The organism is Malikia spinosa, from assembly GCF_002980625.1.
In the GTDB taxonomy this organism is placed as follows: Bacteria; Pseudomonadota; Gammaproteobacteria; order Burkholderiales; family Burkholderiaceae_C; genus Malikia; species Malikia spinosa.
In genome coordinates this window covers 60,102-84,804 of record NZ_PVLR01000016.1, presented here as the reverse complement: position 1 = coordinate 84,804, position 24,703 = coordinate 60,102, and the positions used below count along the sequence as shown (strand labels likewise).

The 24,703-nt window shown below is 64.2% G+C and carries 21 protein-coding genes; 12 read left to right on the top strand and 9 right to left on the bottom strand.

Going from position 1 to position 24,703, the window contains the following annotated elements:
- Positions 1–27 precede the first annotated feature (27 nt).
- On the top strand, positions 28–474 hold the full coding sequence (locus tag C6P61_RS06615; protein WP_105729139.1) for a hypothetical protein: 447 nt from the start codon (positions 28–30) through the stop codon (positions 472–474).
- 26 nt (positions 475–500) lie between these two features.
- Here C6P61_RS06615 and C6P61_RS06610 read toward each other — a convergent pair whose 3' ends face one another.
- The 3 genes from C6P61_RS06610 to C6P61_RS06600 all read right to left on the bottom strand — a co-directional run bounded on the left by C6P61_RS06610 (position 501) and on the right by C6P61_RS06600 (position 4,409).
- Positions 501–2,144 carry a choice-of-anchor I family protein gene (locus C6P61_RS06610; protein WP_146114976.1) on the bottom strand — a complete coding sequence of 548 codons (1,644 nt, stop codon included), beginning with the start codon at positions 2,142–2,144 and terminating at the stop codon, positions 501–503.
- A 129-nt stretch (positions 2,145–2,273) separates the two neighbouring features.
- The gene (locus C6P61_RS06605; protein ID WP_105729137.1) at positions 2,274–2,915 is read right to left on the bottom strand and encodes a LexA family protein; all 642 of its coding nucleotides are present in this window, start codon (positions 2,913–2,915) and stop codon (positions 2,274–2,276) included.
- 27 nt (positions 2,916–2,942) lie between these two features.
- Complete coding sequence (locus C6P61_RS06600) at positions 2,943–4,409, bottom strand: DASS family sodium-coupled anion symporter (protein ID WP_105729136.1); 1,467 nt, start codon at positions 4,407–4,409, stop codon at positions 2,943–2,945.
- Positions 4,410–4,818: 409 nt separating this feature from the next.
- Here C6P61_RS06600 and C6P61_RS06595 point away from each other — a divergent pair, with 409 nt between their 5' ends.
- The 5 genes from C6P61_RS06595 to C6P61_RS06580 all read left to right on the top strand — a co-directional run bounded on the left by C6P61_RS06595 (position 4,819) and on the right by C6P61_RS06580 (position 9,536).
- Complete coding sequence (locus C6P61_RS06595; protein WP_105729135.1) at positions 4,819–5,214, top strand: hypothetical protein; 396 nt, start codon at positions 4,819–4,821, stop codon at positions 5,212–5,214.
- Between the two features lie 80 nt (positions 5,215–5,294).
- Entirely contained in the window at positions 5,295–5,462 is a 168-nt protein-coding gene (locus C6P61_RS17905; RefSeq protein ID WP_170067331.1) for a hypothetical protein, read from the top strand.
- Positions 5,463–5,505: 43 nt separating this feature from the next.
- Positions 5,506–6,396 (top strand): response regulator, encoded by an 891-nt coding sequence (locus tag C6P61_RS06590; protein WP_105729134.1) that lies wholly within the window; start codon positions 5,506–5,508, stop codon positions 6,394–6,396.
- A 51-nt stretch (positions 6,397–6,447) separates the two neighbouring features.
- On the top strand, positions 6,448–8,826 hold the full coding sequence (locus C6P61_RS06585) for a hybrid sensor histidine kinase/response regulator (RefSeq protein WP_105729133.1): 2,379 nt from the start codon (positions 6,448–6,450) through the stop codon (positions 8,824–8,826).
- Positions 8,827–8,906: 80 nt separating this feature from the next.
- A complete protein-coding gene (locus C6P61_RS06580) occupies positions 8,907–9,536 on the top strand; it encodes an HAD family hydrolase (RefSeq protein WP_170067330.1) in 630 nt (209 codons plus the stop codon).
- 22 nt (positions 9,537–9,558) lie between these two features.
- Here the strand turns inward: C6P61_RS06580 and C6P61_RS06575 are convergent, their stop codons facing one another.
- The gene (locus C6P61_RS06575; RefSeq protein ID WP_105729131.1) at positions 9,559–10,485 is read right to left on the bottom strand and encodes a LysR family transcriptional regulator; all 927 of its coding nucleotides are present in this window, start codon (positions 10,483–10,485) and stop codon (positions 9,559–9,561) included.
- A gap of 98 nt (positions 10,486–10,583) precedes the next feature.
- Here C6P61_RS06575 and C6P61_RS06570 point away from each other — a divergent pair, with 98 nt between their 5' ends.
- From C6P61_RS06570 to C6P61_RS06555, 4 genes are all read left to right on the top strand, one after another.
- Positions 10,584–11,348: a sulfite exporter TauE/SafE family protein gene (locus C6P61_RS06570; protein ID WP_105729219.1), complete on the top strand. Its 765-nt coding sequence runs from the start codon at positions 10,584–10,586 to the stop codon at positions 11,346–11,348.
- A 90-nt stretch (positions 11,349–11,438) separates the two neighbouring features.
- Positions 11,439–13,010 carry a SpoIIE family protein phosphatase gene (locus C6P61_RS06565; RefSeq protein ID WP_105729130.1) on the top strand — a complete coding sequence of 524 codons (1,572 nt, stop codon included), beginning with the start codon at positions 11,439–11,441 and terminating at the stop codon, positions 13,008–13,010.
- A 166-nt stretch (positions 13,011–13,176) separates the two neighbouring features.
- The gene (locus C6P61_RS06560) at positions 13,177–17,355 is read left to right on the top strand and encodes a PAS domain-containing protein (protein WP_146114975.1); all 4,179 of its coding nucleotides are present in this window, start codon (positions 13,177–13,179) and stop codon (positions 17,353–17,355) included.
- Positions 17,356–17,574: 219 nt separating this feature from the next.
- The gene (locus C6P61_RS06555; protein WP_105729128.1) at positions 17,575–18,363 is read left to right on the top strand and encodes a Crp/Fnr family transcriptional regulator; all 789 of its coding nucleotides are present in this window, start codon (positions 17,575–17,577) and stop codon (positions 18,361–18,363) included.
- Positions 18,364–18,529: 166 nt separating this feature from the next.
- Here C6P61_RS06555 and C6P61_RS06550 read toward each other — a convergent pair whose 3' ends face one another.
- From C6P61_RS06550 to C6P61_RS06540, 3 genes are all read right to left on the bottom strand, one after another.
- Positions 18,530–18,895, bottom strand: coding sequence for an RNA recognition motif domain-containing protein (locus tag C6P61_RS06550; protein WP_105729127.1), 366 nt, complete (start codon positions 18,893–18,895; stop codon positions 18,530–18,532).
- Between the two features lie 69 nt (positions 18,896–18,964).
- Positions 18,965–19,231, bottom strand: coding sequence for a translation initiation factor IF-1 (gene infA, locus C6P61_RS06545; protein WP_105729126.1), 267 nt, complete (start codon positions 19,229–19,231; stop codon positions 18,965–18,967).
- Between the two features lie 42 nt (positions 19,232–19,273).
- Entirely contained in the window at positions 19,274–19,507 is a 234-nt protein-coding gene (locus tag C6P61_RS06540; protein WP_105729125.1) for a hypothetical protein, read from the bottom strand.
- A 404-nt stretch (positions 19,508–19,911) separates the two neighbouring features.
- Between C6P61_RS06540 and C6P61_RS06535 the strand changes: the two genes are divergently transcribed.
- Positions 19,912–20,775, top strand: coding sequence for a transglutaminase-like domain-containing protein (locus C6P61_RS06535; protein ID WP_105729124.1), 864 nt, complete (start codon positions 19,912–19,914; stop codon positions 20,773–20,775).
- Between the two features lie 75 nt (positions 20,776–20,850).
- Positions 20,851–22,422 (top strand): NYN domain-containing protein, encoded by a 1,572-nt coding sequence (locus tag C6P61_RS06530; protein WP_105729123.1) that lies wholly within the window; start codon positions 20,851–20,853, stop codon positions 22,420–22,422.
- Here C6P61_RS06530 and hpnE read toward each other — a convergent pair.
- Together hpnE and hpnD are read right to left on the bottom strand one after the other, a co-directional pair.
- Positions 22,415–23,839: a hydroxysqualene dehydroxylase HpnE gene (gene hpnE / locus C6P61_RS06525; RefSeq protein ID WP_105729122.1), complete on the bottom strand. Its 1,425-nt coding sequence runs from the start codon at positions 23,837–23,839 to the stop codon at positions 22,415–22,417. The genes C6P61_RS06530 and hpnE overlap by 8 nt on opposite strands.
- The gene (gene hpnD / locus C6P61_RS06520) at positions 23,839–24,696 is read right to left on the bottom strand and encodes a presqualene diphosphate synthase HpnD (RefSeq protein ID WP_105729121.1); all 858 of its coding nucleotides are present in this window, start codon (positions 24,694–24,696) and stop codon (positions 23,839–23,841) included. The genes hpnE and hpnD overlap by 1 nt, the downstream gene beginning before the upstream one ends.
- Positions 24,697–24,703: the final 7 nt, after the last annotated feature.

Genomic DNA, 24,703 nt, shown 5'->3' with positions numbered 1-24,703 from the left:
ATCGACTCCTCATTGCCGTTGGCCGCCATGTCCCGCATTCGCATTCAAGCGCTCGCCGCCAGCAGCCTGCTCTGGGCAGCTGCCGCGCTGGCCGGTCCGCCCGTCACGATCACCTTCAAGAACCGCAACACCGTTGCCGATGCCAGCTATCAGGTCATCGGCAGCAACGAAGCCAGCACTCATGCCAACGCGACGCCGAAACCGGCCGCCACGGTGTCGAAGTCGGGCTTCGATGTCTATGTCGTCACCAGCTTGATCAATCCGGACGTCAATTTTGCCAATGTCCGCTACCGGATCGGTTCCAGGCAGTGCGTATTCGGCACCAGCTTTGTCAACGCGCTCAAGCCCGGCGGCTACAAGGTCCCGCAGTGGAACAAGACCGCCAAGGGCAGTGGCGGCGCGGTCTGCACGGCGACCATCACCTCGACCCACCTGGGCAGCCATGCCTGGTCGGTCGACTTTGTCATGCAATAGCGGCTGGGGCGGCTGGCGGCTGGGCCTTACCTGATCTCGTACACCGCCAGCGAGCCACTCACCTCGTAACCGGCCAGCAGCAGGGCGTTGCCGGTCGGGCTGTGGGCGGCGGGCACAAAGGCCAGCCCTTCGGGCGACAGGTCACCATTGGTCAGGTCGGTGCTGTTTTGCAGCCACTGCACGAAGCGGGGCGCTGCCGGCTTGCTCACGTCATAGATCGCAATTGCGCTGGCGCGCTCCAGACCGACAAAGGCGTACAGCCTGCTGCCGACCTGACCCACCACGACGCTCTCGGGCTCGGGGCCCTTGTTGTCCAGGCGGCCCTTGACCTGGGCGTGGCCGAGCAGGCTGGCATCCAGCTTGGAGTAGGCCAGGCTTTCCAGTTCCGAGCCGGACTCGTAGACCTGCGCGCCGGTGCGGGCGTTGTGGATCGAGAACGAGCGCCCGCCCAGGGTATGGAGCTTCTCGTACTGCCCCTGGCTGTTGCGCCCCATGGTGTTGAACACGTTCAGGCGGCCCAATTCGTGGTTGGCCTGCAGTGCTGCTGCATCGGGGAAGGCGGCGGCGTCCAGCGCCAGGCTGCGCACGCGAGCGGTTTCGCCCGGCTTCTGAAAATCGTCCCGGTCATCGCCTTCGTTGGCGGTGATGAAATACTCGCTGCCATTGACCCGGAAGGTGGCAATGCCGTCGGGCATGTACAAGCCAAACAACTGGTTGTAGGACTTGAGCTTGAACGGCGGCTCGACCTGGTCCGATGCGGCCAGCGCGTTGCGCGCGAGGCCATGGTCCTTGATGCCCATCGGCAGCAAGCGCTCGATGTGGGGCTGGCGCAGGTTCACCACCGCCACGGCATTGTTCTCCTGCAGGGTGACATAGGCCCGGCTGCTGTCGGCGCTGATGCTGACATATTCGGGTTCCATGTCTTGCGCCACGCTGGCGCCGATGCGGCCAATGCGCACTGCCGCCGGCAGCTCGATCGATCGCTTGGCACCGGCATTGAAGTCCGAGAAATCGAGCGTGACGGCCTGGTCAGCGGGCATGCCCTGCTTGACCGGGATGATCGAGATGCTGCCCACGGGGTCGATGCCGTCGGTGGCGAAGGTCGCACTGAGCTCGCCTTCGTTGGCCACCACCAGCTGGCTGCCGTCGGGGCTGAACTTCAGGCCGTCGGGCAGGCTGCCCACGTTCACCTTCTTCAGGAAGCTGGCATTGCCTTGCGCATCGAGGCGGTAGAAGGCCACCAGGCCCGGATCGGTCTTGGGGCTGGCCTGCACCGCGATCGCCAGCAGATCGCCGGCGATATCCAGCGATTGCACCCCGCCAGCGCTGAATCCATTGCCGTTGACATGGCTGGCCACCGAAGTGATGGCCCCGCTGGTCAGGTTGCTGGCCTGGACCGGATTGGCCAAGGCGCTGCTGCTCAGGCCGCGCAGGCTGACCCGCTGAAAGGAGGAGGGCTGGTTGCGGCGGTCCACCGTGATGAACGCCGAGCGGCTGGCGGCATGAAAGGCCACGATCTCGGCGGTACCGGCCGAGACGCCATCGGCGAAGCGACCAATCAGCTGGGCCTGAGGCACTGGCGGGGCGGAGTCGCCAGCATGAGCCCCGAAGGCTGACATGAGGGCGGCAGCGAGCAGGCTGCGGAACAGGAACTGGCGGGTGGATTTCATGGCAGGCGCAATCAGAATGATCAAGACCTGGCAGAACATAGGCCTGCCTTGTTGCACGGCGATGACATCGTCCGGCCACCGAGCAGTCCTGGCGCCAGCTCCTGACCCAGCCTGGCTAGCGATGCGCTTTCAGCGCAAGCGCCTGATGACCGAGGTCACCACGCCCCAGATCGGCCATGGCTGGCCCTCGGACGGGACGAGTGCCGCAAAGGCCGGGTTGGCCGGCAGCAGCCTGAGCTGCCCGTCCTGCAGGCAGAGCTGCCTGATGCGGTATTCGTCGTCCAGCCGCACCAGCACGATGTCGCCTGGCTCCGCGACCAAGGCCGGGTCGACCAGCAACAGGTTGCCGTCGAGGATGCCCAGGTCGCGCATCGAATCGTCATCGGCCCGTACCAGCAGCGTGGTCGGCCCGTCCGGCCCCGCTTGCGCTGACAGGCCCAGCGCCGAGGCCAGCGCGGCAGGTGAAGCCGGCTCGCTGCCCGGGATGTCGGGCCATGCTGCCGGTGCGCCAGGCTGGTCATGGGCCTGGTCCAGCCAGCCTGGATCAACCTCGCAGGCCTGCTCGAACTGCCGCGCCAGCTTGCTGCCGACCGGCGTTCCCGACTTGACGCGGCTCCATTGCGCCCCTGTGATCCCGAGCCGGGCGGCAAAGGCGCGGTCCTCGCCCGGCAATCCCTGGGCAATCTCGTGCAGCCGCCAGCGCAGGAACAAGGCCATCACGTTATGACGGCGCAGGGCCAGCAGTTCGGGCGGAATCGGTTTGGGCGGCATGGGGTGAAGCAGGAGACTTGATCCAGTCTACCAGTAGCCCAGCACGGACCACCAGACGCCGCCGATCACGATCCAGACCACGAGATTGACCGCGCTCATGACCAGACCCGCCAGCCACCATTGACCCAGAGTCGTGTAGCCCGAGTTGAAGATGATTGGCGAGGTGCCGGTGGCATAGTGGGTCAAGGTCATCATGATGCTCGATGCCGCCGCCATGATCAGGGCAAACACCATCGGCGGCGCGCCCAGCGCGATGCCGGCCGCATAGAAGGCGCCGAACATGGCGGTGATATGCGCCGTGGTGCTGGCGAACAGGTAGTGGGCATACAGATAGGCCAGCAGCAACAGCAGGCTGGACCAGATCCAGCCAATGCCGAGCTGCTTGATGCCGCCTTGCAGGCTGCCTGACAGCCAGCCCACGATGCCCATCTTGTTCAGGAAGGTGGCCATCATGACCAGGGCGGCGAACCAGGTTATCGTGTCCCAGGCGCCTTTCTCGGCCAGTACCTCGTCCCAGGACAGCACGCCGGTCACCAGCAACAGTGCCAGCCCGCTGACGGCCGCCGCGGTCGGGTCGACGGCAAACGCCTGACCAAAGGCCAGTTCCGGTACGCCAGCCCAGAGCACCAGCAGCCAGCCGAAGACGCCGAGCAGGATTTTCTCGCTGTGCTTGACCGGCCCCAGCTCGGCCAGCTTGCCTTGCGCGAAGTCGCGTGCGGCATGAGTGTCGGTGATTTCGGGTGGGTAGAGCTTGGCCAGCACCAGCGGCATCAGCAGGATGGCGACCAGGCCGGGCAGCAGCATCGCGATCGCCCAGGTGCCCCAGGACAGGCTGATCTGCGCACCGGTGGCTTCGGCGACCAGCTTGACCACCAGCGGATTGGGCGCCGTGGCCGTGATGAACATGGCGGAAGTGATCGGGTTGGCGTGGTAGTTGACCAGGGCCAGGTAGCGGCCGATCTTGCCCTCGGTGCCTTGCTCGGGGGTGGAGCCGAAGCTGATGGCGATCGACTTCATGATCGGGTGCATGATGCCGCCGCCGCGCGCCGTGTTGCTTGGCGTGACTGGCGCCAGCACCAGCTCCGACAGGCTCAGCGCATAGCCGATGCCGATCGTCTTGCGGCCGAACAGCGCAATGAACCAGTAACCGATGCGCGCGCCCAGGCCAGTCTTGATCAGCCCGCGCGAGATCATGATCGACAGGCCGATCAGCCAGATCAGCGGATTGGCGAAGCCGCTCAGCGCGTCGGCAATCGCGGTGCCCGGCTTGTCGCTGGTGACCCCGAGCAGGGCGACCAGCGCGATGGCGATCATGGCCAGGGCGCCGATCGGCATCACCTTGCCGATGATGGCGGCGATGGTGCCGACGAACAGGGCCAGCAGATGCCAAGCCGCCGGCTTGACGCCTGAGGGCACCGGGATGATGAACCAGATGATGAGTGCCAGACCGATGGCCAGCAGGGCAGGCCGGAACTTGAATCCATCGTTACTCATGGCGGTCTTTCATTCTCTTGTCATACATTGCCGAAAATTTCCAGGCCATGGTCATTTGCCCGCATCCGGCAAATTCATTCTAGTCCAGGCAAGCTCTTCCAGGCTGCCCCGCCATCCTTGTCAACACGGGTTAACAAAACTCTCGTGTCAGGCAACAAATCCGTGTGCGCCAGACATCTTCGGCCCCTGGCATTGAGTCAATCTGGAACCGCCTGATTGAGTCATCATGCGCGTCATTGCCTTTTGTCGGCGTCGGAGCTGGTCGTGCTGCGGGTCAAGGGGGTGCCGACGACGACCCGCAGGGCGTGGCGATGATAATCAGGCACTGGTTGCCGTTGCCGTCGTGCAAGAGCGACTCTGGCAGGCCAGCCGTGCGGGCGCAAGCACTCGACTTTCAAGAAAATCAATCATGCCTACCGATAACCTGTCCGGGTGGATACACGACCATGTCTTTGATGCCGGCAACGCTGCCGCCGAGCGCAGCACGCGACTGGTGATGGCGATCGCGGTCGTGATCGCCATGCTCGGTCTGCTGGTGAACAGGGTGTGCGCCTTGATTCTCGGCCGGGCGCACTATCACGATCATGGGAATTCTCGTGGGTATGATGATGATCGCCATGATGAGCATCATCGCGATCTGAATCTCAAATCGACCTATCTGCATGTCATCGCCGATGCCGCCACCCCGGATGGCGCTCTGACCGCTGCTGACCTGCGTGCGCGATTGTCGGTGCACGAGGAAATCGTGCATTCGACCATCGAAATCCACCGGTTTCCGGACACGCAGCCCCCTGCGCTCGCCTAGGAAACCCCATGGTCGGTTATCAGTATGTCAGTGGTAGAATTGATAAATTGCGTTTCGCTACTAATGAGTAAAATACCACAGTGACCAAAGTCAGTAAAGCAGCAAGTCAAGCTGACTATTCAGCGTGCAAGCATGCGGCCATTCTGGAAATGATGGTCGTTGCTTCTGGCCGCCTGAAGCAGGCCGCTGGCGGAAACGGTCAGCATATTCAACTGACAGGGACGGTGTGTCTGTCTTTTTTGTGCTGACGTTATTCACCTTATTTCTTGAGGCGCAGGATCAATTCTGATCATGGATTCTACATCATCCATCCTGATTGCCAGTAATTCAGCGGCAGATGCCGAATTGGTGCGGAATTTATTGCTCAAGACCTGCAGCCGGATGACTCTTTCGGTGCAGCCCGAGCATCACGTGTCCGACTTCGACACCCATTTGCCCGATGTGCTGGTGCTGGCTTTCAGTGACCTGGAGGAAACCAGGGCTTACTACCAGGGCTTGTGCCGTTCGAGCCAGGTAGCCGCGTCTCACCGGTATCGGACCGTGCTCCTGTGCCGCAAGGAGGATCTCAAGGCGGCATACGACCTCTGTCGGCAGGAGGAGTTCGATGACTACGTGCTTTTTTGGCCGATGTCGTTCGATGCCACCCGGTTGTCGATTTCTGTCTTGCTGGCCGTGCGGGCGGTTCAGGCATTTCGTCAATCCCAGGTCAAATCTCCGGTTCGACCCCTGGTCAAGCCTGCGATCAAGTCCGCGTCAGCGCCAGAGTTGAAGATCGATCCAAGCCTCGCGCATATGAAGCTCAAGCTTGAGCCGCCGGCGCGGTCCACGATCATGTTGATCGATGACGAGATATTTCAGCACAATCTGGTGCGCTTCCTGCTGACCGGTCTGAATTGTGATTTCATCTTCGCCTTTTCGGGTACCGAGGCCATTGCCAAGCTTCAGTATGTGAGGCCAAGCCTGATATTGATGGATGTCTTGATGCCTGGAATGAGTGGTCTTGACTTGACGCGCCATCTGAAATCGACCCCGGTCGGAATGGATATTCCGATCGTCATGGTCACCGGAAACAGCGACAAGGATGTGGTCGAAAAGAGTCTGCAGGCCGGTGCGTCGGATTTCCTGGTCAAGCCATTCAGTCAAGACATGTTTCTCAGGAAGTTGCAGCGTTTCCTGCGCTGAGTCTTGGTCCTGGTCTGGGTATGATTTATTTTTTCGATTGGACTCAAGGCGATGGCTTCTGATTTGAATGTCAACTATACGCCTGCCATTTTTTCCGCTCAGGCCGGGCTGATCAGTGCGCTGGATGATATCCAGGGCATCATCAAGTTCGATATCAATGGCTATATCCTGGAGGCCAACAAACTGTTCCGCCAGATCATGGGTTACGAAATACATGAATTGGTGGGGCAGCACCACAGGATGTTTTTCGATCCGGTGTATGCCTCGGGCGAGGAATATCGCCTGCTATGGGAGTCGCTGCGGGCTGGGGAAGCTCGCGCCGGGCAGTTCCACCGACTCAGCAAGCAGGGGCAGACGGTCTGGTTGCAAGCGTCCTACAACCCTGTGCGGGGCAGCGATGGACGGATCGATCACATCGTGAAGTTCGCGACTGACATTACCGAGCGCCAGAACAGCGAACTGCTGCTGTCGCGCACCAAGCAGGCACTGGAGTTGGCCAACCAGTCGGCGCAGATTGGCTCCTGGGACTACGAGGTGGCGAATGACGTGGTTCATCTTTCGCCATTTTGCGCCACGCTGCTCGAGATCGATTCCGAACCGCCATTGACGATCGGCAACTTGCTGGCAAGGCTTGAACCACGTGAGTATATCGAGCAAGCCATCCAGCAAGCCATTCAAAGTGGCACCGGGTGGGACTTGGAGTTGCTCCATTTCAATCTCGGGGGGGAGCCGCGCTGGTTCCGCAGCATTGGGCGGGCCGAAATGTCTGAGGGCAGTTGTGTGCGCCTGGCGGTCATGATGCAGGACATTCACTCCATCAAGCAGCGTGAACTGGAGCTGCTGCATGCGCAACAGATGGCTGAGGCGGCAGTCAACAGCAAGGATCAGTTTCTCGCGACCGTCAGTCACGAGTTGCGCACGCCGCTCAATGCCATCCTCGGTCTGGGTCAGATTCTTGCGCTCGACAATCGGCTTGATGGCGATGCACATGATTTTGTGCTCGAAATTGTCAATGCTGGCGAGCATTTGCTTTCCCTGGTCAACGACTTGCTGGATTTGGCCAAGGTCGATCAGCAGGATATCCAGGTCACGCTGGATGCGGTTTCCCTGGGTCCTGTCCTGCAGGAGTGCATGGGCCTGATCCAGCAGGCAGCCCAGGCGCGCGGAATCTCCCTGCATGTCGCTGACGCCTCCGGCTACACCGTGCAAGCGGATCGGATCCGGCTCAAGCAGGTCTTGCTGAACTTGATGTCGAATGCCGTCAAGTACAACCGTCCAGACGGAAAGATCGATATCACGATCGATCGGGTTCCGACGGGATATGTCAGACTTGAAGTCCGGGATACCGGGCTGGGAATTGCGCAAGAGCATCTGTCAGGGCTGTTCAAGCCCTTCAATCGACTGGGTGCCGAAAATTCGACCGTCGAAGGCACGGGTATCGGTCTCAACATTGCGCAGAAGCTGGTGCGCAAAATGGGCGGTACCATCGGGGTCGAGAGTCAGGTGAATGTGGGCAGCATTTTCTGGGTCGAATTTCCGCTTGCCATTCAGGAGCCGGCGGTCGCGCAGGGCGAGGCGCTTTTGTCGCGGGTGGATTCGGTCGCGCCTGCCGCCGTCGCTGCACCCGCCATGCCGGCTGCGGGCCTTGCCGCCGCGGGCGAGCCAGACCGTCGTCTGATCCTGGTGGCTGAGGACAATCCGGTCAATCGCAAGGTGATCGGCCTGCAACTCAAGCGTCTCGGTTATGCCCATGACTTTGCCGAGGATGGCGAGGCGGCCCTGTTCCGTTGGCGTGAGCAGGCTTACGACCTGGTCCTGACGGACCTGCAGATGCCTCGCATGGGAGGCTATGAGCTGGCGCAGCAGATTCGTTCTGAGGAGAAGGACGGACAAAGCGTGCCGATCATCGTGTTTTCTGCCAATGCCATGGATGCCGCATGGACTGGCTGGCGCCTGTTGGGTGTGAACGATTTCCTGACAAAACCGGTCAAATTCGAGCTGCTTGGAGAAAAGCTGGCTTACTGGCTGTCTTCCATCCCGCATTCTGATGCCGCCTCCACGGCCCAGGCCGGATTTGGCGGCATGGCCGTGCCAGCCATGCTCGATCTTGCCGTCCTGGCCGATCTCGTCGGGTCTGATCCCGGGACGATCCGCGAATTCCTGCAACATTACCAGGACTCTGCCGAGGGTTTGGCTGCGCAGTTGCAGACCGCGTTTGTTCAGGCGGACTGGTTGCAGCTGGCGCGTTTTGCCCATTCGCTCAAGTCGTCGTCGCGCTCGGTCGGAGCGATGGCGCTGGGGCAGGTGTGTGAACAGCTCGAGCAAGCCGGTACGCGGGAGCAGGCAGCCGAGCTCTCTTATTTGATGCCCCTGTTTGACTCGGTCTGGAAACGACTGTGTCAGGCCATGGCGACCGTCCTGTCTGTCTGACCATACCGCCTACCGTGGCGCCTTCGCTGGCCCTTACCCGTTCCACGAATCCGACGGACAGTTGATTGATGCTTATGCGAGTGGCTTTTCTGGACCTGGACCATACCCTGCTGGCGGCCGACAGCAACCAGCTGTGGATGGACTTCCTGCAATCCCGGCAATGGGTGGCGGCGCCCGAGATGGCGCAGCACCAGCGCTTCATGGACGACTATGCCCAGGGCGTGCTCGACTTCGATGCGCTGCAGGCCTTCAGGATCGGGCTTGACGCGTCCTTGCCGCCAGGGCAGCTCGAGCAATGCCTGGCCGTTTTCCAGCGCGAGATCCTGCTGCCCGCTGTCGCGCCGCTGGCCCCCGACTTGCTGTCCGAGCTGCGTGCGCAGGGCTTGACCACCGTGGTGGTCAGCGCGACCCGGGCCGCGCTGGTCGAACCGGTGGCACGCCAGCTGGCAGTGGATCACCTGATCACGTCCTGCTTTGGCCCGCAGAAGGTGCACCGGGTCGAGGCCTGGCTCAAGGCCCAGGGCTGTTCCCTGGCCGGGCTCGAGGAAAGCTGGTTCTACAGCGATTCGCACAATGATTTGCCGCTGCTTGAAGCCGTCTCCCATCCGGTGGCGGTCGACCCGGACTTCCGGCTGGCCCAGCTGGCCGGGCAGCGTCAATGGCCGGTGCTTTCCCTGCGGCGCGACATCGACCAGCCCCTGGCGGCTTGAGCGACGGTTTTAGTGCTGGCGCCTACCAGGGCGTGGCCGGCAGTGCCGGCATGTCGGTGCGGTAGCCGGCGAAGCGATCGGCCAGGAAATCCAGGAAAGCCGTGACCTTGGCGGACAGGTGATGGCGCTGGGGATAGAGGGCGTGGATGTCGGCCGCCTCGCCGGCCCAGGGGGCCAGCAGGCGGCACAACTTGCCCTCGCGCAGGTAGGCCGCCACATCCCATTCCGAGCGCAGCACGATGCCATGACCCGCGAGCGCCCAGTCGACGGCGACTTCGCCATGGTTCGTGCTCAGGGGACCGTTGACCTTCACCATCAGCTTGTCCTGGCCATCCGTCAGCTGCCAGTGGTTGAAGGTGGCGTTGTTTTCCCGGATCACGATGCAGCGGTGGCGCGCCAGCTCCTGCGGCGTGGCCGGCAGCCCGAAGCCGGACAGATAGGCGGGTGACGCGCAGAGCAGGCGGCGGTTGCGCGCGATGCGCCGCGCCATGATCCGGCTGTCGGGCGGACTGCCGAAGCGGATGCCGATGTCCATCGCATGTTCGGTCAGGTCCAGCGGGTGATCGCTCAGCTCGAGCATCACCTCCACCTGGGGCTGCTGGCGTACGAAGTCTGAAATCAGCGGCGCCAGATGGCGGCGGCCGAAGCCGAAGGTGGCATTGACCCGCAGCAGGCCCCGCGGGGTTTCGCGGCCGGCCGTCAGCGCTTGTTCCAGCCCTTCGAGGTCCTGCAGGATTCGCTCGCCCTCGTCGAGGTAACGCTGTCCTTCCGCCGTCAGGCTCAGGCGGCGGGTGGTGCGGTTGAGCAGGCGCAGGCCCAGACGCCGCTCCAGTGCCGCCAGCCTGCGGCTCACATTGGGTGGCGTGATGCCCATTTCCTGCGCCGCCGCTGCCAGGCTGGGCTGGCGCGCCAGCACCACGAAGAAGGCCAGGTCGGAAACAATGTTCATTCGTGCGTCCAGCGCAATTCTGAAGTACTTCGGCGTGGATTGTAGTGATCCTTTGAATCAATATCATGGGCGGCATTGTTCTCTGCCTTGCCATCCCCATGACCCTGTTTCTCCATCTGTCCACCGTCTTGCTCATCGGCGCCAGCCTGGGGTTCTTTGGCGGCCTGTTCGGCATTGGTGGCGGCATCATCGCCGTGCCCCTGTTCGCGCTCGGCTTTGGCATGGATCAGGCGCTGGCGCAAGGCACGGCCCTGGTGTTGATGGCGCCCAATCTGCTGCTGGGCTGGTGGCGTTACCACCAGCGTTATCCCATGCCCTGGCAGGCCATCTGCACCATCGCCCTGTCCGGCACGCTGACGACCTGGCTGATTGCCCGGGTCGCTACCCAGCTCGACCCGCAACTGCTGCGCTGGATCTTCAGTGGCTTTCTGGCCTTGTTGGCGCTGCGCCTGCTCGTCAGCGCCAAGCAGCAGGCCTGTCAGCAGGAGCGGCGCCTGAACCTGCGGGTCCTGCCTCTGGTTGGCCTGGTCGGTGGCAGCAGCATGGGTCTGCTCGGCATCGGTGGCGGCCTGCTGGCGGGGCCGCTGCTGTCGGGCTGGCTCGGGCAGCGCCAGACCACGGCGCAGGGGCTGTCATTGGCGCTGGTCGCGCCGAGCTCGGTCGTGGCCCTCGCCACCTATGCCCAGAACCAGCGCGTCGACTGGACCCTGGGCCTGCCGATGGCGCTCGGCGGGCTGTTGACGGTCTCGGCCGGCGTGACCCTGGCGCATCGCCTGCCGGAGCGGCCGATGCGGATCTCGTTTGCCTTGCTGGTGCTGGCGGCAGCCCTCTGGCTAATCATCGGGCCGCAGCTGATGGTTTGATGGCGGGCTCATATCTTTTGATTTCATGCATTACTATTGATATCAGGAGGCTTATCTAAGGACCACCAGCAACCCGGCCCCCTTTCTCGCATGAACCCGCCTGCCCATATCCTGATCATTGACGACATCCCGCTCAACCTTGAGGTGCTGGGCGCCAGCCTGGCCAGAGAATACGACGTCCAGTTCGCTACCTCCGGGGCACAGGGGCTGGCGCTGGTGCAGCAGCAGGCACCGGACCTGATCCTGCTCGACGTCATGATGCCCGGCATGGACGGTTACCAGGTGCTGGAGATCCTCAAAAGCGATCCGGCGACCCAGTCCATTCCCGTCATTTTCGTCACGGCCAGAAACGATGTCGAATGCGAAACCCGGGCCCTGGAAGCCGGCGCGGTCGATTTCATCCACAAGCCGATCAATCCGGTGCTGGTGCGCGCGCGGGTGCGACTGCAGCTCGCGGCGGCGCTGGCGCAGCGTGAGCTGCAGCACAGCCTGAGCGAATTGCGCCAGGCCCAGGGGCGCTTGCGCGTGTTGTCGATGGCCACCGAGCAGAGTCCGTCAGCCGTCGTCATCTGTGGCCCCAACGCCGCCATCCAATATGTCAACCCGCAGTTCTGCCAGGTGACGGGCTATGACGCCGCCGAAGTGCTGGGCAAGAATCCCCGCATTCTCAATTCGGGACAGAACGATCCTGCCATCTACCTGGACATGTGGAGCCGGCTCAAGCGCGGCGAGCCGTGGTCGGGCGAGCTGATCAACCGGCGCAAGTCGGGTGAAATCTTTCGCGAAGAAGCCCATCTGGCTCCGATCAAGGACGATGAAGGCCGCACCTTGCACTATGTGGCGGTCAAGACCGACATCACGGCGCGCCATCAGGCCGAGCAGGCACTGGCCCAGGCGCGCCAGCGCGAGCTCGAGACTGCCGCCTTCATCCAGCACAAGCTGCTGTTCGGCCAGGTGCCGACAGACCTCGAGGCCTGTCAGGTGGTCTGCTACACCGAGCCCTGCCAGGGGGTCGATGGCGACTTCTACACCTTCACCCGCCTCAGCAGCTCGGTGTTCGAGGTCCTGACCGGCGACGTCATGGGCAAGGGCGTCACCGCGGCGCTGATTGGCGCCGGCCTCAAGAACACCTATCGCTGGTTGTTCTCCGAGCTGATGGCGGACCAGACTCCGGGTAACTACCCCAGCGCCGCCACCTTGATGAACGCGCTGCATGCCGCGGTCACCCCGGAACTGATCGCCGTCAACGCGTTTGTCACGATGTCGCTGCTGCGCATTGACTGCAAGGCAAAAACGTTGAGCTGGGTCAACGCCGGCCATACCCCGACGCTGCTGGCGCAAGGGCAGCAGGTCACTGAGCTGATCGGTGACAACCTGCCCATCGGCGTGCTGGAGCACGAGGTCTATGCCGAGCATAAGGTGCAGCTGCAAGCTGGTGACACGCTGTTGCTGTACTCTGACGGACTGTCGGAGTCGGCCAATTCGTCCCGCCAGTACTACGGCGACCAGCGCATTCAGCAATTGCTGAGTCAGGGCCAGCAGGCGGGTCACAGCCCGGAGCTGATGATGGCGACCCTGCGCAGTGACATCGAGGCATTCACCGAGCAGTCCCCAGCTGAGGACGACAGGACGGCGGTTTTCATCCAGCTTCAGGCGGCTTGAGGCCTGGTCTGCCATGCCGACGCCGCCATGACCAGGTCAGGGAAAACGGCTGCAATCGGGTGCTGCTGTACCAGGTTCGGCCAGCCTGACAATCTGCTGCGGTCGTGGAGTGGCAGCGCGTCATGATTTTCTGTCATTGTTCGACCTGCCCGGAGAGTTGGCTCAAGTGAAACGTTTTCTGACTCTTTATCTGCCGCCGCTGCTGCTGGTCGGCGGCTTGACGGCTTACCTCGGCGTCAACCTGAGCCAATCCAGGCAGGCCACCTTCGAGTCGGGCGAGGCGACGCAATTGCACTCCAGTGCGCTGCTGTTCAGCCAGGATCTGGAGCGTCCGCTGGAGCAGCTGCAGGGGCTGGCGCAAGAGCCGGCGCTGCAGCAGGCTTTTGTCGCGCCGCCAGCCATGGCTCGCAGCCTCATCCAGCACTCGCTGCAGTCGCTGCTGTTCCGCAATCCGCGCTATCTGCAGGCGCGCTGGCTCGGTGCTGACGGCATCGAGCAGGTGCGCGTCGATCGTGTCGGCGATACGCCGCAGCTGGTGGAGTCGAGCCAGTTGCAGGACAAATCCGATCGCCCCTATTTCATCGATACGATCCGCCTGCCGCCCGGCCAGCTTTACCTCTCGACGCTGGACCTCAATGTCGAGCATGGTCAGGTGGCCGTACCGTACCAGCCGGTGATCCGCGCGGTCATCCGCCTGCCACGGGTGCAGGGGCGCGACCAGGGCCTGCTGGTGCTCAATATCTTGGCCCAGCACCTGATCGACGAATATGTCACCAACAACCCGTCTGCCCGGGGCGAACAGCTCATGCTGCTCAACTCCCAGGGCGGCTGGCTGGTGGCCCCCGACCCGCAGGATGCCTGGAGCCACCTGCTGGGGCGCGACAGCACGCTGGCCAGGCGCCAGCCGCAGGCCTGGGCACGGATTGCCGCGGCCCCCTCGGGCCGGATGCTCGATGAAAGCGGCCTCTGGGTCTGGGACAGCATCGATCCGGCCACCCTGTTTCCGGGCCGGCTGCAAGCGGCGGATCGCTGGAAACTGGTCAGTCACCTGGATCGCCACCAGCTCGGGCAACTCTGGTGGCAGGGCTGGCCGCCGCTGCTGCTCAGTGGCGGCGTCGTTCTGCTGCTGCTGGTGTTCGGCGTGCGGCGCTACAGCCAGCTGTTGAGTGCCCATGATGCGGCGGCGGCTGAGCTGGCGGCGGCGCGCCAGCTTGAACAAAGCCAGGTCGAGCTGCAGAAATCGCATGACCTGCTGTCGCTGACCGAGCAAGCGGCCGGCGTCGGCTTCTGGGACTGGGACTTGAGTCTCGGTCCCGACCGGCTGAATTGGTCGGACCAGATGTTCCGGCTTTTCGGTCTGGAGCCCACCAGCGTATCGGCCAATTTTGATACCTGGCGCCAGGCGGTCCATCCCGACGATTTGCCGGCCGCCGAGGCTGCCATTGCCGAAGCTCTGCGCGAGCATCGACCGTTTGCAGCGACCTACCGTGTCATCTGGCCCGATGGCCAGATCCGCTGGATCGACGCCTTTGGTCATGACAGTTCTGACGCCGCCGGCACGCCAACACATTTTTCGGGCCTGTGCCTGGATGTGACGGCACGCAAGCAGTCCGAGCAGATCCTGCGCGACCTCAATGCCAGCCTGGAGAGCAAGGTGCGCGAGCGCACCGCCGAAATCCAGTTGCTGGCCGAGAACGCCTCGGATGTGGTGTTCCGCGGCAACAACAGCGGTGTGTTCGAATGGATATCGCCGTCGGTAACAGTGCTGGTGGGCTGGCTGCCCGAGCAGATGATCGGCCAGCCTTTCCTTGAATTCATTCACCCGGATGATCTGGCTACGGCGAGGGCGGCTCAGCAACGCCTGCTGCAAGGCGAACGCACGACTTTCGAAACCCGCATCCGCACCCGTGACGGCGGTTTTCACTGGGTCTCGATCAGCGCCAAGTCGATTTTCAATGCGGCCGGCCAGGTCGAGGCACGGGTGGGCGGCTGGCGCGACATCCAGTCCGAAGTCATGGTCAGGGACCAGCTGAGTCAATCCAGGAATCAGATCGAGCAGGCCCTGGCCGAGATGACGGCATCTGAGACGCGCTTCCACGCCATCTTCGCCCAAGCCCCGATCGGCATCGCGCTGACCGGTTCGCGCAGCGGGCATATCTACGAGTGCAACGAGCGCTATGCGGCCATCTCTGGCCGCAGCGTCGAGCAGATGCGCCATGCCGACTGGATGCAGATCACGCATCCGGACGACATCCAGCCCGATCTGGACAATATGGCGCGCCTGAACGCCGGGGAAATCCCCGGCTTCCAGATGAACAAGCGTTACCTCAGGCCCGATGCTTCGGTGGTCTGGGTCCGCATGACGGTGGCACGGATCCAGGTCGATCCGCGTGAGAGTCCGCGCCACCTTTGCATGGTGGAAGACATCACCGAGCAAAGACAGATCGAACAGAGCTTGCTGGCCGCCAAGGACGCAGCCGAGCAGGCCAGCCGGGCCAAGAGCGCGTTCGTGGCCAACATGAGCCATGAAGTGCGCACGCCGATGAATGCGGTGCTCGGCTTTCTCGACATCCTGGCCGATTCCGGCCTGGACGCCCAGCAGCGCACGCTGGTCGACAAGGTGCAGAAATCGTCCCGCTCGCTGCTGCGCATCCTGAACGACATTCTGGACTTCTCCAAGCTTGACGCTGGCGCGGTCGATCTGGAACTGGCGCCGTTCGGACTCGAGGAGGTGCTGCGCGACGCCACCGACCTGTTCGCGCTGGCGGCCAGTGCCAAGGGGCTGGAACTGGTGCTTGATGTGCCGCCCGGATTGCCGCCGCATTATTCGGGCGACGCCTTGCGGCTCGGCCAGATCCTGGTCAACCTGCTGGGCAACGCCGTCAAGTTCACCGAGCGCGGCAGCGTGCACCTGGCGGTACGTGCGCTGGCCGACGAGGGCACACAGCAGCGCCTGCGCTTCGAGGTGAAGGATTCCGGCATCGGCCTGACGCCCGAGCAAACGCAGCTGCTGTTCCAGCCGTTTGTGCAGGCTGACAGCTCCACCACCAGGCGCTTTGGCGGCACCGGCCTGGGGCTGACGATTGCCAAGCGCCTGGTCGAGTTGATGGGCGGCGAGATCGGTGTGCGCAGCGAGCTGGGCCGTGGCACAACCTTCTGGTTTACCGTGCTGTTGACACCCGACAGGCGTGCGGAAGCTACCGCGCCGCCGCAGTTGAAGCCGGGGCGAGTGCCACCGTCAAGCAGCTTTGTGCCCCTGCCGGCGGTCGAGGGCAAGGTGCCCGACCCTTACCAGCAAGCCAGGCCGATCCGTGGCGCCAAACTGCTGCTGGTGGAGGACAACTTGACCAATCAGGAAGTTGCACTGGCCATGCTGACCAAGATGGGCCTGCAGGTGGCAGTGGCCAATAACGGACGCGAGGCGCTGCAGAAGCTGGCCGAGAAGCCCTGTGCGCTGGTGTTGATGGACCTGCAAATGCCGGTCATGGACGGTTTTGAGGCGGCCGCCGCGATCCGTGCCACCCGCTGGGGCCACAGCTTGCCGATCATCGCCATGACCGCCTCGGCCTTTGCCGATGACCGCCGGCGTGTGCTCGATGCCGGCATGAACGACTTCGTCAGCAAGCCGGTCGATCCACAGCAGCTGCTCAGGACCTTGTTGCGCTGGTTGCCGCAACCCCCGTCGACTGCCGAGACCGCAGTAGATGCCCGTGCGGCCAAGGCAGCCGTGCCCCAGCCTGCCATGGCGCCGCAGGGCATGCTGGTACCGCCTCTGGACGGCTTCGATTTGGCACAGACGCTCGATCGGCTCGGCCAGGATCAGCAACTGCTGCTGAGCGTGTTGCGCCAGTTCCTGTGCGACTTCAAGCCAGATGAATGGGCGGCGCAATTCGACGCTGCCTGTCTGGACGGACAGCGGACCCATGCGCAACGACTGGCCCATACCCTGCTGGGAGTGGCCGCCAATGTCGGGGCGGTGCGGCTGCAGGCCGCTGCCGCAGCACTCGATGCGGCGCTGAAGGATGAGGAAGGCGATCCGGACAAGCTGCAACAGTATCGCAACGACTGTCTGGACGCCTTGCGCGCTGCGGTGGCAGCGGTGCAGGCAGGCCTGCCGGCTACGAACCCCCAAATCCAGGCGGTACAGCAAGATCTGGCCGCGGTCGAGCTGCTGCTGCGTCGCAATCGTCTGGTGCCGGTAGCGCTGCTGACCAGTCTGCATGAGCATATAGGCCAGCACGCGGCAGCCATGCTGCTCGGGACGCTGCGCGATCAGATCGATGTCTTCGATTTCGATCGCGCCCTCAAGACACTCCAGGCCATGCAGGACAGTCTGTCGTCTTGAGCCCCTGGTTAGTTTGGCCAGCCGGCAGCCGCGCGGCCCAACGGTTGCGGCGGCAGTCCTCTGCCGGGTCCTAGGGCCGTAGCTGATGGCTATGCCGCTGGCGCCCGATGCCACTGGCTTGCCGCTTCCTTGTTCTCCGTGAGGTGGCTATGATTCATCCTGCATCCAATATGAAAAAAATAAGAATTTGGTCGAAAGGCTGATTCAGGGAGTGAAGTCATGGTCTTTTCTACGCTGCGGCTGAAAAATCAACTGCTCTCCTCATTGCCCGATGCCGAGTGGCCGTACTGGCATCCCTGGCTCGAATGCGTCGACTTGCCCGCCGGCAAGCTGCTGTACGAGTCGGGCAGCTCCATCCATCACGTCTACTTTCCCTTGACGGCGGTGGTGTCGCTCTACCATGTGACCGAGAGCGGGGCCACTGCCGAGGTGGCTCTGGTGGGGCACGAGGGTGTGGTCGGCGTCTCCAGCTTCATGGGCGGGCGGGGGGCGATCAGCCATGCCGTGGTGCTTTGTGCCGGCCAGGCCTTGCAGCTGCCGTCCTCGGTCATCCGGCGCCGCTTCGAGCAGTCCAGCCAGGTGCAGAGCCTGATGCTGTGCTACACCCAGGCACTGATCGCCCAGATGACGCATACCGCCGTCTGCAACCGCCACCATTCGGTCGACCAGGCCTTGAGTCGCTGGTTGTTGCTGAGCCTGGATCGTGTTCCGGGTCATGAATTGCAGATGACCCAGGAGCTGATTGCCAACATGCTGGGCGTTCGCCGCGAGGGGGTGACCGAGGCGGCGCTCAAGCTGCAGCGTGCCGGTCTGATCCGCTATGCCCGTGGCCGCATCGCCGTGCTCGACCGGCCGGGCCTGGAGCACCGTTGCTGCGAATGCTATCGCGCCATCAAGGCGGAATACGACCGCTTGCTGCCCGAGCCGGTGCTGGATCGACCGCTTCCTGCCAGTGGCGCGCGCTTTGAGCCGCTGCTGGGCCGATTGCCGGAAAGCGCGGTCGGCTGAGTATGCCGCGCCGTGCCAGGTCGAGCGGTGCCAGGCCACGTTGCAGCGCCCGCCCATGAAAAAAGGACCTGGGTTACCCAAGGTCCTTGTTTTCGGGCGCGCCGAGCTGGCGCGCCGCTGGCTGGCACAGTCGGGTCAGAGGACCGGCTGTGCGCTGATCAGCTGATCAGTAACGGCCGCCGCCGTAGCCGCCACCGTTGCCACCGCCGTAGCCGCCGCCATTGCCGCCACCGAAGCCGCCGCCGCTGCGACGAGCGCCGCCGCCGAAGCCGCCCGGACGGTCTTCCTTCGGACGTGCGACGTTGACGGTGATGGCACGGCCATCAACCGACATGCCGTTCAGGGCTTCGATGGCAGCTTGCGCTTCTTCATCGGTGCCCATTTCGACAAAGCCGAAGCCCTTCGAGCGGCCGGTTTCGCGGTCGGTCATGACCTTGGCCGAAACGACGGTGCCGTACTCGGAGAAGTTTTGCTGCAGGCTGCCATCGTTGACCGAGTAGGGCAGGTTACCGACGAAGAGTTTGTTGTTCATATGAGTTCCTATTGAGGCGCGTGCAAAAAATTGCTGAACGCGCCGGGTTGCTATTGGTGGGGTGGGTAATCAGCGGAACTTGCGTCGCGCTGGTGCCGCTCCGCCGCCGGAGCGGGGCTCCAGATGGCGGAAGGTGATGCGGCCCTTGGTCAGGTCGTAAGGAGACAGTTCGAGCGTCACTTTGTCGCCGGCCAGGATGCGGATATGGTTCTTGCGCATCTTGCCGCCCGAGTAGGCGATCAGGGTGTGACCGTTGTCCAGGGTCACGCGGAAGCGAGAGTCGGGCAGCACTTCGTCTACCTTGCCTTGCATTTCGATCAGGTCTTCCTTCGACATGAGGGGCTCCTTGTAGCGGTATGGATGGGGATGTCTGGGGCCTCAGGCCGCAAGCTGCGCAGGCAGCAGGCCGGGGCATTGGTTCAAGGCGTATTGCAGCGCTTCGTCACGGCAGCTAAACCGGGGCACGAAACGGAACACGCGGTCCAGCGTGCCGCTACCGCGGCCGCTGCGAATCGACAGCGAGGCGGCATAGTCGCCGGACTCGGTGGAATGAGTAAAGGGGGAGACAAGGAACTTGCCCACCGAAAATGTTTTTTCTAGTGTGGTGGTCATCAATCAAGGCCATATCCATGGCCGGCTGCAATATAAGGTTGTCGAGACGAGCGCCTGTAGTGGGGCGGCTCTTAGCGACCAAGGTCTTGGGGTGGCTGGTCCTGTATCAGGAACTGACCAGCAGTTAGGCTCGCCGCGAAGGGGGGAGTGTGACAACCCATGAGACCGAGAACGTCGCTAGGGAGCTGAGGTGGCGGGATAAAATAAACCGCAGACCATGTCAGACAACAGTCGTTGCAAAGGTAAGCAAATCGCAACGATGTTGATATTCTACTACTGATCCTGAATCTGTGCGGGCTTGTGGCTCGTTTTATTGCGTAGCGGCTTTCATCGGCTTGTCATCAGGGGTGGAGAATTTCTGTCCGGGCTTTAGTTCTGCCCGCATTTCATGACCTAATGTCTACATGGTTCGCATACATGCCCGCATCGGTCTCAGCTACGACGTCGGTCCCCAGGGCGCCGACTTTATTTTCAACCTCCAGGCGGCTCGCACGGCACAGCAGAGCGTGGTCTGGGAGCAGCTCGATATCCAGCCCTTCGTCTTCAGCGTCGAGAGCTTCGATCCAGCCACCAACAACCGGATGCTGCGCCTGACCGCGCCGCCCGGGCATCTCGAGCTGGATTACCGCTGCACGGTCGACCTGCGCCACCATGTCGAGTTGCCGCATGAAGTCGCCGAGGTCCCGATCGCGCAGCTGCCGCCGTCGGTGCTGCCCTATCTCTATCCGAGTCGCTACTGCCAGTCGGACTGCCTCGGTCCGCTGGTCATGGAGCAGTTCGGCCATCTGCCGCGTGGCTACCGCCGGGTGCAGGCGGTGGTCGACTGGGTCGGCAAGCAGGTCAGCTTCAAGTCCAACACCAGCAACTCCGCGACCTCGGCGCTCGACACGCTGCGCGACCGCGTGGGCGTCTGCCGCGATTTTGCTCATCTGTTCATCGCGCTGTGTCGCGCGCTCAATATTCCGGCGCGCTTTGCCACCGGCATCGACTACGGTGCCGACCCGGCCCTGGGGCCGCAGGACTTCCATGCCTATGTCGAGGTCTATCTGGGCCACCGCTGGTATATCTTCGATCCTTCGGGCACGGCGATTCCGATGGGCTTCATCCGAATCGGCACCGGGCGCGATGCCGCCGATGTGTCGTTTGCCACCATCTTCGGCGCCTTCCAGTCGGCAGCACCCCTGATCGAGATTCGCGCCGAGGTCGGTCCGGTGCCCGGCTTCGAGCTGCCGGTCCATCGGTCCTGGGCCATTTCGACCGCGGCCTGAGGGCCGGTAGCGGCCCTTTTTCCGACACCCGTTTTTCCCTGTGATGATCCTTCATCACCCTCCTGTGGAGCATTCATGGCCAACTCCCCCGATCAAGTCAGCATGGCATTGTTCTGCGACTTCGAGAACGTCGCGCTCGGCGTGCGCGATGCCAATTACGACAAGTTCGACATCAAGCGCATCCTCGAACGCCTGCTGCTCAAGGGCAGCATCGTGGTCAAGAAGGCCTATTGCGACTGGGACCGCTACAAGGGCTTCAAGGCCACCATGCACGAGGCCAATTTCGAGCTGATCGAGATCCCGCATGTGCGTCAGTCGGGTAAGAACTCGGCCGACATCCGGCTCGTGGTCGATGCGCTCGACCTCTGCTACACCAAGTCGCATGTCAACACCTTCGTGATCATCAGCGGCGACTCGGACTTCTCGCCGCTGGTCTCCAAGCTGCGCGAGAACGCCAAGAAGGTGATCGGCGTCGGCGTCAAGCAGTCGACCTCGGACCTGTTGATCGCCAACTGCGACGAGTTCATCTTCTACGACGACCTGGTGCGCGAGAGCCAGCGCGCGCTGGCCAGACGCCAGCCGGCCGATGCGCCCGCCGCGCCACGCCGTTCGGCCGAGGAGGAGCGCCAACGCAAGGAGACGCTGGACAAGCGCCGTACCCAGGCGGTCGAGATCGCGGTCGAGACCTTCGATGCGCTGGTGTCCGAGCGCGGCGACAGCGGCAAGATCTGGGCTTCGGTGCTGAAGGAGGCGATCAAGCGCCGCAAGCCTGACTTCAACGAGACCTATTTCGGTTTCCGCGCCTTCGGCAACCTGCTCGAGGAAGCCCAGGCGCGCGGTCTGCTCGAGTTCGGCCGCGACGAGAAATCGGGTGCCTATGTGTTCCGCAGCAACGCGGCCACGGCGCAGGGGCCGGCCGAGTCCGAGGGCGAACGGCCCGCGTCCGGCCAGGCTCGCCCGGCTGCGCCAGCCAGGAGCGAGTCCGCCAGCGAGGGCAAGGAGCCTCGGCGGCGCGGCCGGGCCGGGCGCAAGCCAGTCCAGGTCGAAGTCGATGTCGAGCCGGAGTTTTCCGAGACAGCAGAGTCTGCAGCCCAGGACGTTGAGCCGGATGATCAGGCACAGGCACAGGCACAGGCACAGGCACAGGCACAGGCACAGGAACGCCCGGCCAGGCGCGAGCGCACCTTGCCGCTGCAACCCGAAGTCGAGGCCAAGGACGAGTTCGAGCCCGAGCCCGAATTCGAGCGGCCGAGCTATTTCCGCCAGCAGGCGCCCAGGCCGCAGCCCGTGCCGCAAGCGCTGCCCGAGGTGGTCGAGGTGGTAGCGGAGGTCGAGGTTCAGGCCGAAGCCGAGCCCGCTCCAGCACCCGTACCTGTACCCGAGAAGGCCGCGGCACCGCGCCGGGCGCGCGCCCCCCGCAAGACGGCGGCCAAACCCGCTGTCGCGGCGACGGCTGCCGAGCCTGAGCCTGCCGCAGCCAGCCCGATCCCGCTGGATTCGCCCGCACGGTCCGAGTCCGAACCCGAGCCAGCAGCGTTGCCGGAGCCGGCCTTCGCCTGGCCCGCCAAGCCGGCCGAGCCTGTTCCCGTCAAGGTCGCGCGCCCGCGCCGCGCCCGCAAGACGACCGGTGGCTCCGAGCCTAGCTGATCCTGCAGCCGGCCAGCAGCCCTTCGGCGGCCTGCTGGCCACTGCGCACCGCGCCTTCTAGCGTGGCGGGGTAAGGGCCTGCCACATAGTCGCCAGCGGCCCACAGCCCCGGCGCGATGGCCGCGCCTGGCCGCTGCAGTCCTGGCGTGCAGGCGAAGGTCGCGCGTTTCTCGACCACCGTTCGCAGTGGCTGCAGGCTGGCCAGTCCGAGTTGCTCGCGCGCCTGCGCCAGTACCTGGCGCTCGATCTCGGCGCGCTCGCCCCGGCTGGCGCTGACGACGAAGGCCAGCAGACCGGCCGGCCCACCGAGCTGGCCGCGATCGAAGGCGAATTGTGCCGGCGCCTCGGCCGAGCTGCGCAGCGCGACCATGGCGGCGCCGGCTGGCAGTCCGCCCGGGCTGCCGTCCGCGTTGCTTGCCTGGGCGTAGCAGGTGGCGATGGCTTCATGCGCCAGGGCTTCGGCCTGTGCGATCCAGCGCCCGCTGGCCGACTCTGCCAGCCCGTTGCCCAAGCCGTCCGCATCATCCATCTTGTCCAGGCCAGCGCTGCGCACCAGCCTGGCGGCCTCGCGCGGCGGGCAGGCCAGCAGCACCGCGTCGTAATCTTTTTCCTCGATGCGCCAGCCCGCGGGCCGGCGCTGCAGCGCCGTCACGCGCCGCCCGGCATGCAGGACGGCACCGCGATCGGCCAGCCAGCGCAGAGCCGGGCCGGGCAGCAGCTCGCCGAGGTCGACGCGCGGCAGCAGCAGGTCGGCGCCGCGCCAGTGGCCGTGGCCAGCACCGAACAGCGCATCCTGCAGCACGCGCAGTAGCACCGCCGAGCTCGCCTGCGCCAGCGGGGTGTTGAGCGCGGACAGGCAAAGCGGCTCGATCAGTTCGTCGATCACGCGCGGAGGCAGTCCGGCGCAGAGTCCGGCCACGCTCAGGTCCGCCGGGCAGGAAAATCCTGTCGCCCGCCAGCGCAAGCTGGTCTGGAGCAGCGCGAAGCGGTCGCGCCAGCCCCAGCCGCGCGCGCCCAGGATGGCGGCCAGCAGATCCAGCGGTGCTGGCCAGCGCGCGGCCCATGCCGGCACCGCCAGCCCGGAGCCGTCGGCGTAGCGCAGATCGAGCGGGAGCTGCAGCAGGGCAGACTCGAGGTCCACGCCGAGCTGCTGCATCAGGCCCAGCGTCGCGCGGTAGCCGCCGATCAGGATATGCTGGCCGTTGTCGAGTCCCGGCATCTCGGTCGGCCCCTGTCCGGTCTGGCCGCTCAGCGCGCGGGCGCGACCGCCCCATTGGCGCGCGGCCTCAAAGACCTCGACCTGCCAGCCCAGTTCGGTCGCGCGCACCGCAGCGGCCAGGCCGGCCCAGCCGCCGCCGACCACAGCCAGCCGGCGAGCTGGTCCGTCCGCCTGCTGCGAGAGCGGCGAGGAGGGCATCACAGCCGGCCCAGCGCCTGCACCTTCCAGGCCAGCCAGAGCTTGCGCAGCGGCGTCAGGCTGACGCGCCGGGTCAGCACCAGCTGCGGCTCGCGCGCGATCTCGTGCAGCAGGGTACGGTAGATGCTGGCCATCATCAGGCCGGGCTTCTGTGCCTGGCGGTCCTGCGCCGGCAGCAGGACCAGTGCCTCGTCGTAGGTCGCCAGGGCGCGCTCGATCTGGAACTGCATCAGCGCCTCGAAGCGCTGCGGGAAGCTGGCGTCGGAGGTGCTGCCGCGCTTGATCAGCTCATGCGCCTTGACGTCGAAGCGCTGCAGGTCCTCGATCGGCAGGTAGACGCGGCCGCGCACCGCGTCCTCGCCGACGTCGCGGATGATGTTGGTCAGCTGCAGCGCCAGCCCGAGCCGATGCGCATAGTCGGTGGTGCGCGGATCGGTCTGGCCGAAGATGTTGGCCGCGACCTCGCCGACCACGCCAGCGACCAGATGGCAGTACTGCTTGAGGTTGGCGAAGTCGAGGTAGCGGGTCTGGGTCAGGTCCATTTCGCAACCCTCGATCACCTGCAGCAGATGGCGCGCCTCGATGCCGAAGGTCTGGCTGTGCGGCAGCAGGGCCTGCAGCGCCGGGTGGCTGGCCTGGCCGGCAAAGGCGTTCCTGACCTCGCCGCGCCACCAGTCGAGCTTGGACTGCGCGATGCCGGGGTCCGACACTTCGTCGACCACGTCGTCGATCTCGCGACAGTAGGCATAGAAGGCCGTGATGGCGGCGCGCCGCTCCGGCGGCAGGAACAGGAAGGCGTAATAGAAGCTGCTGCCCGAGGCGGCGGCTTTTTGCTGGGCGTATTCTTGTGGCGTCACGGTGTCA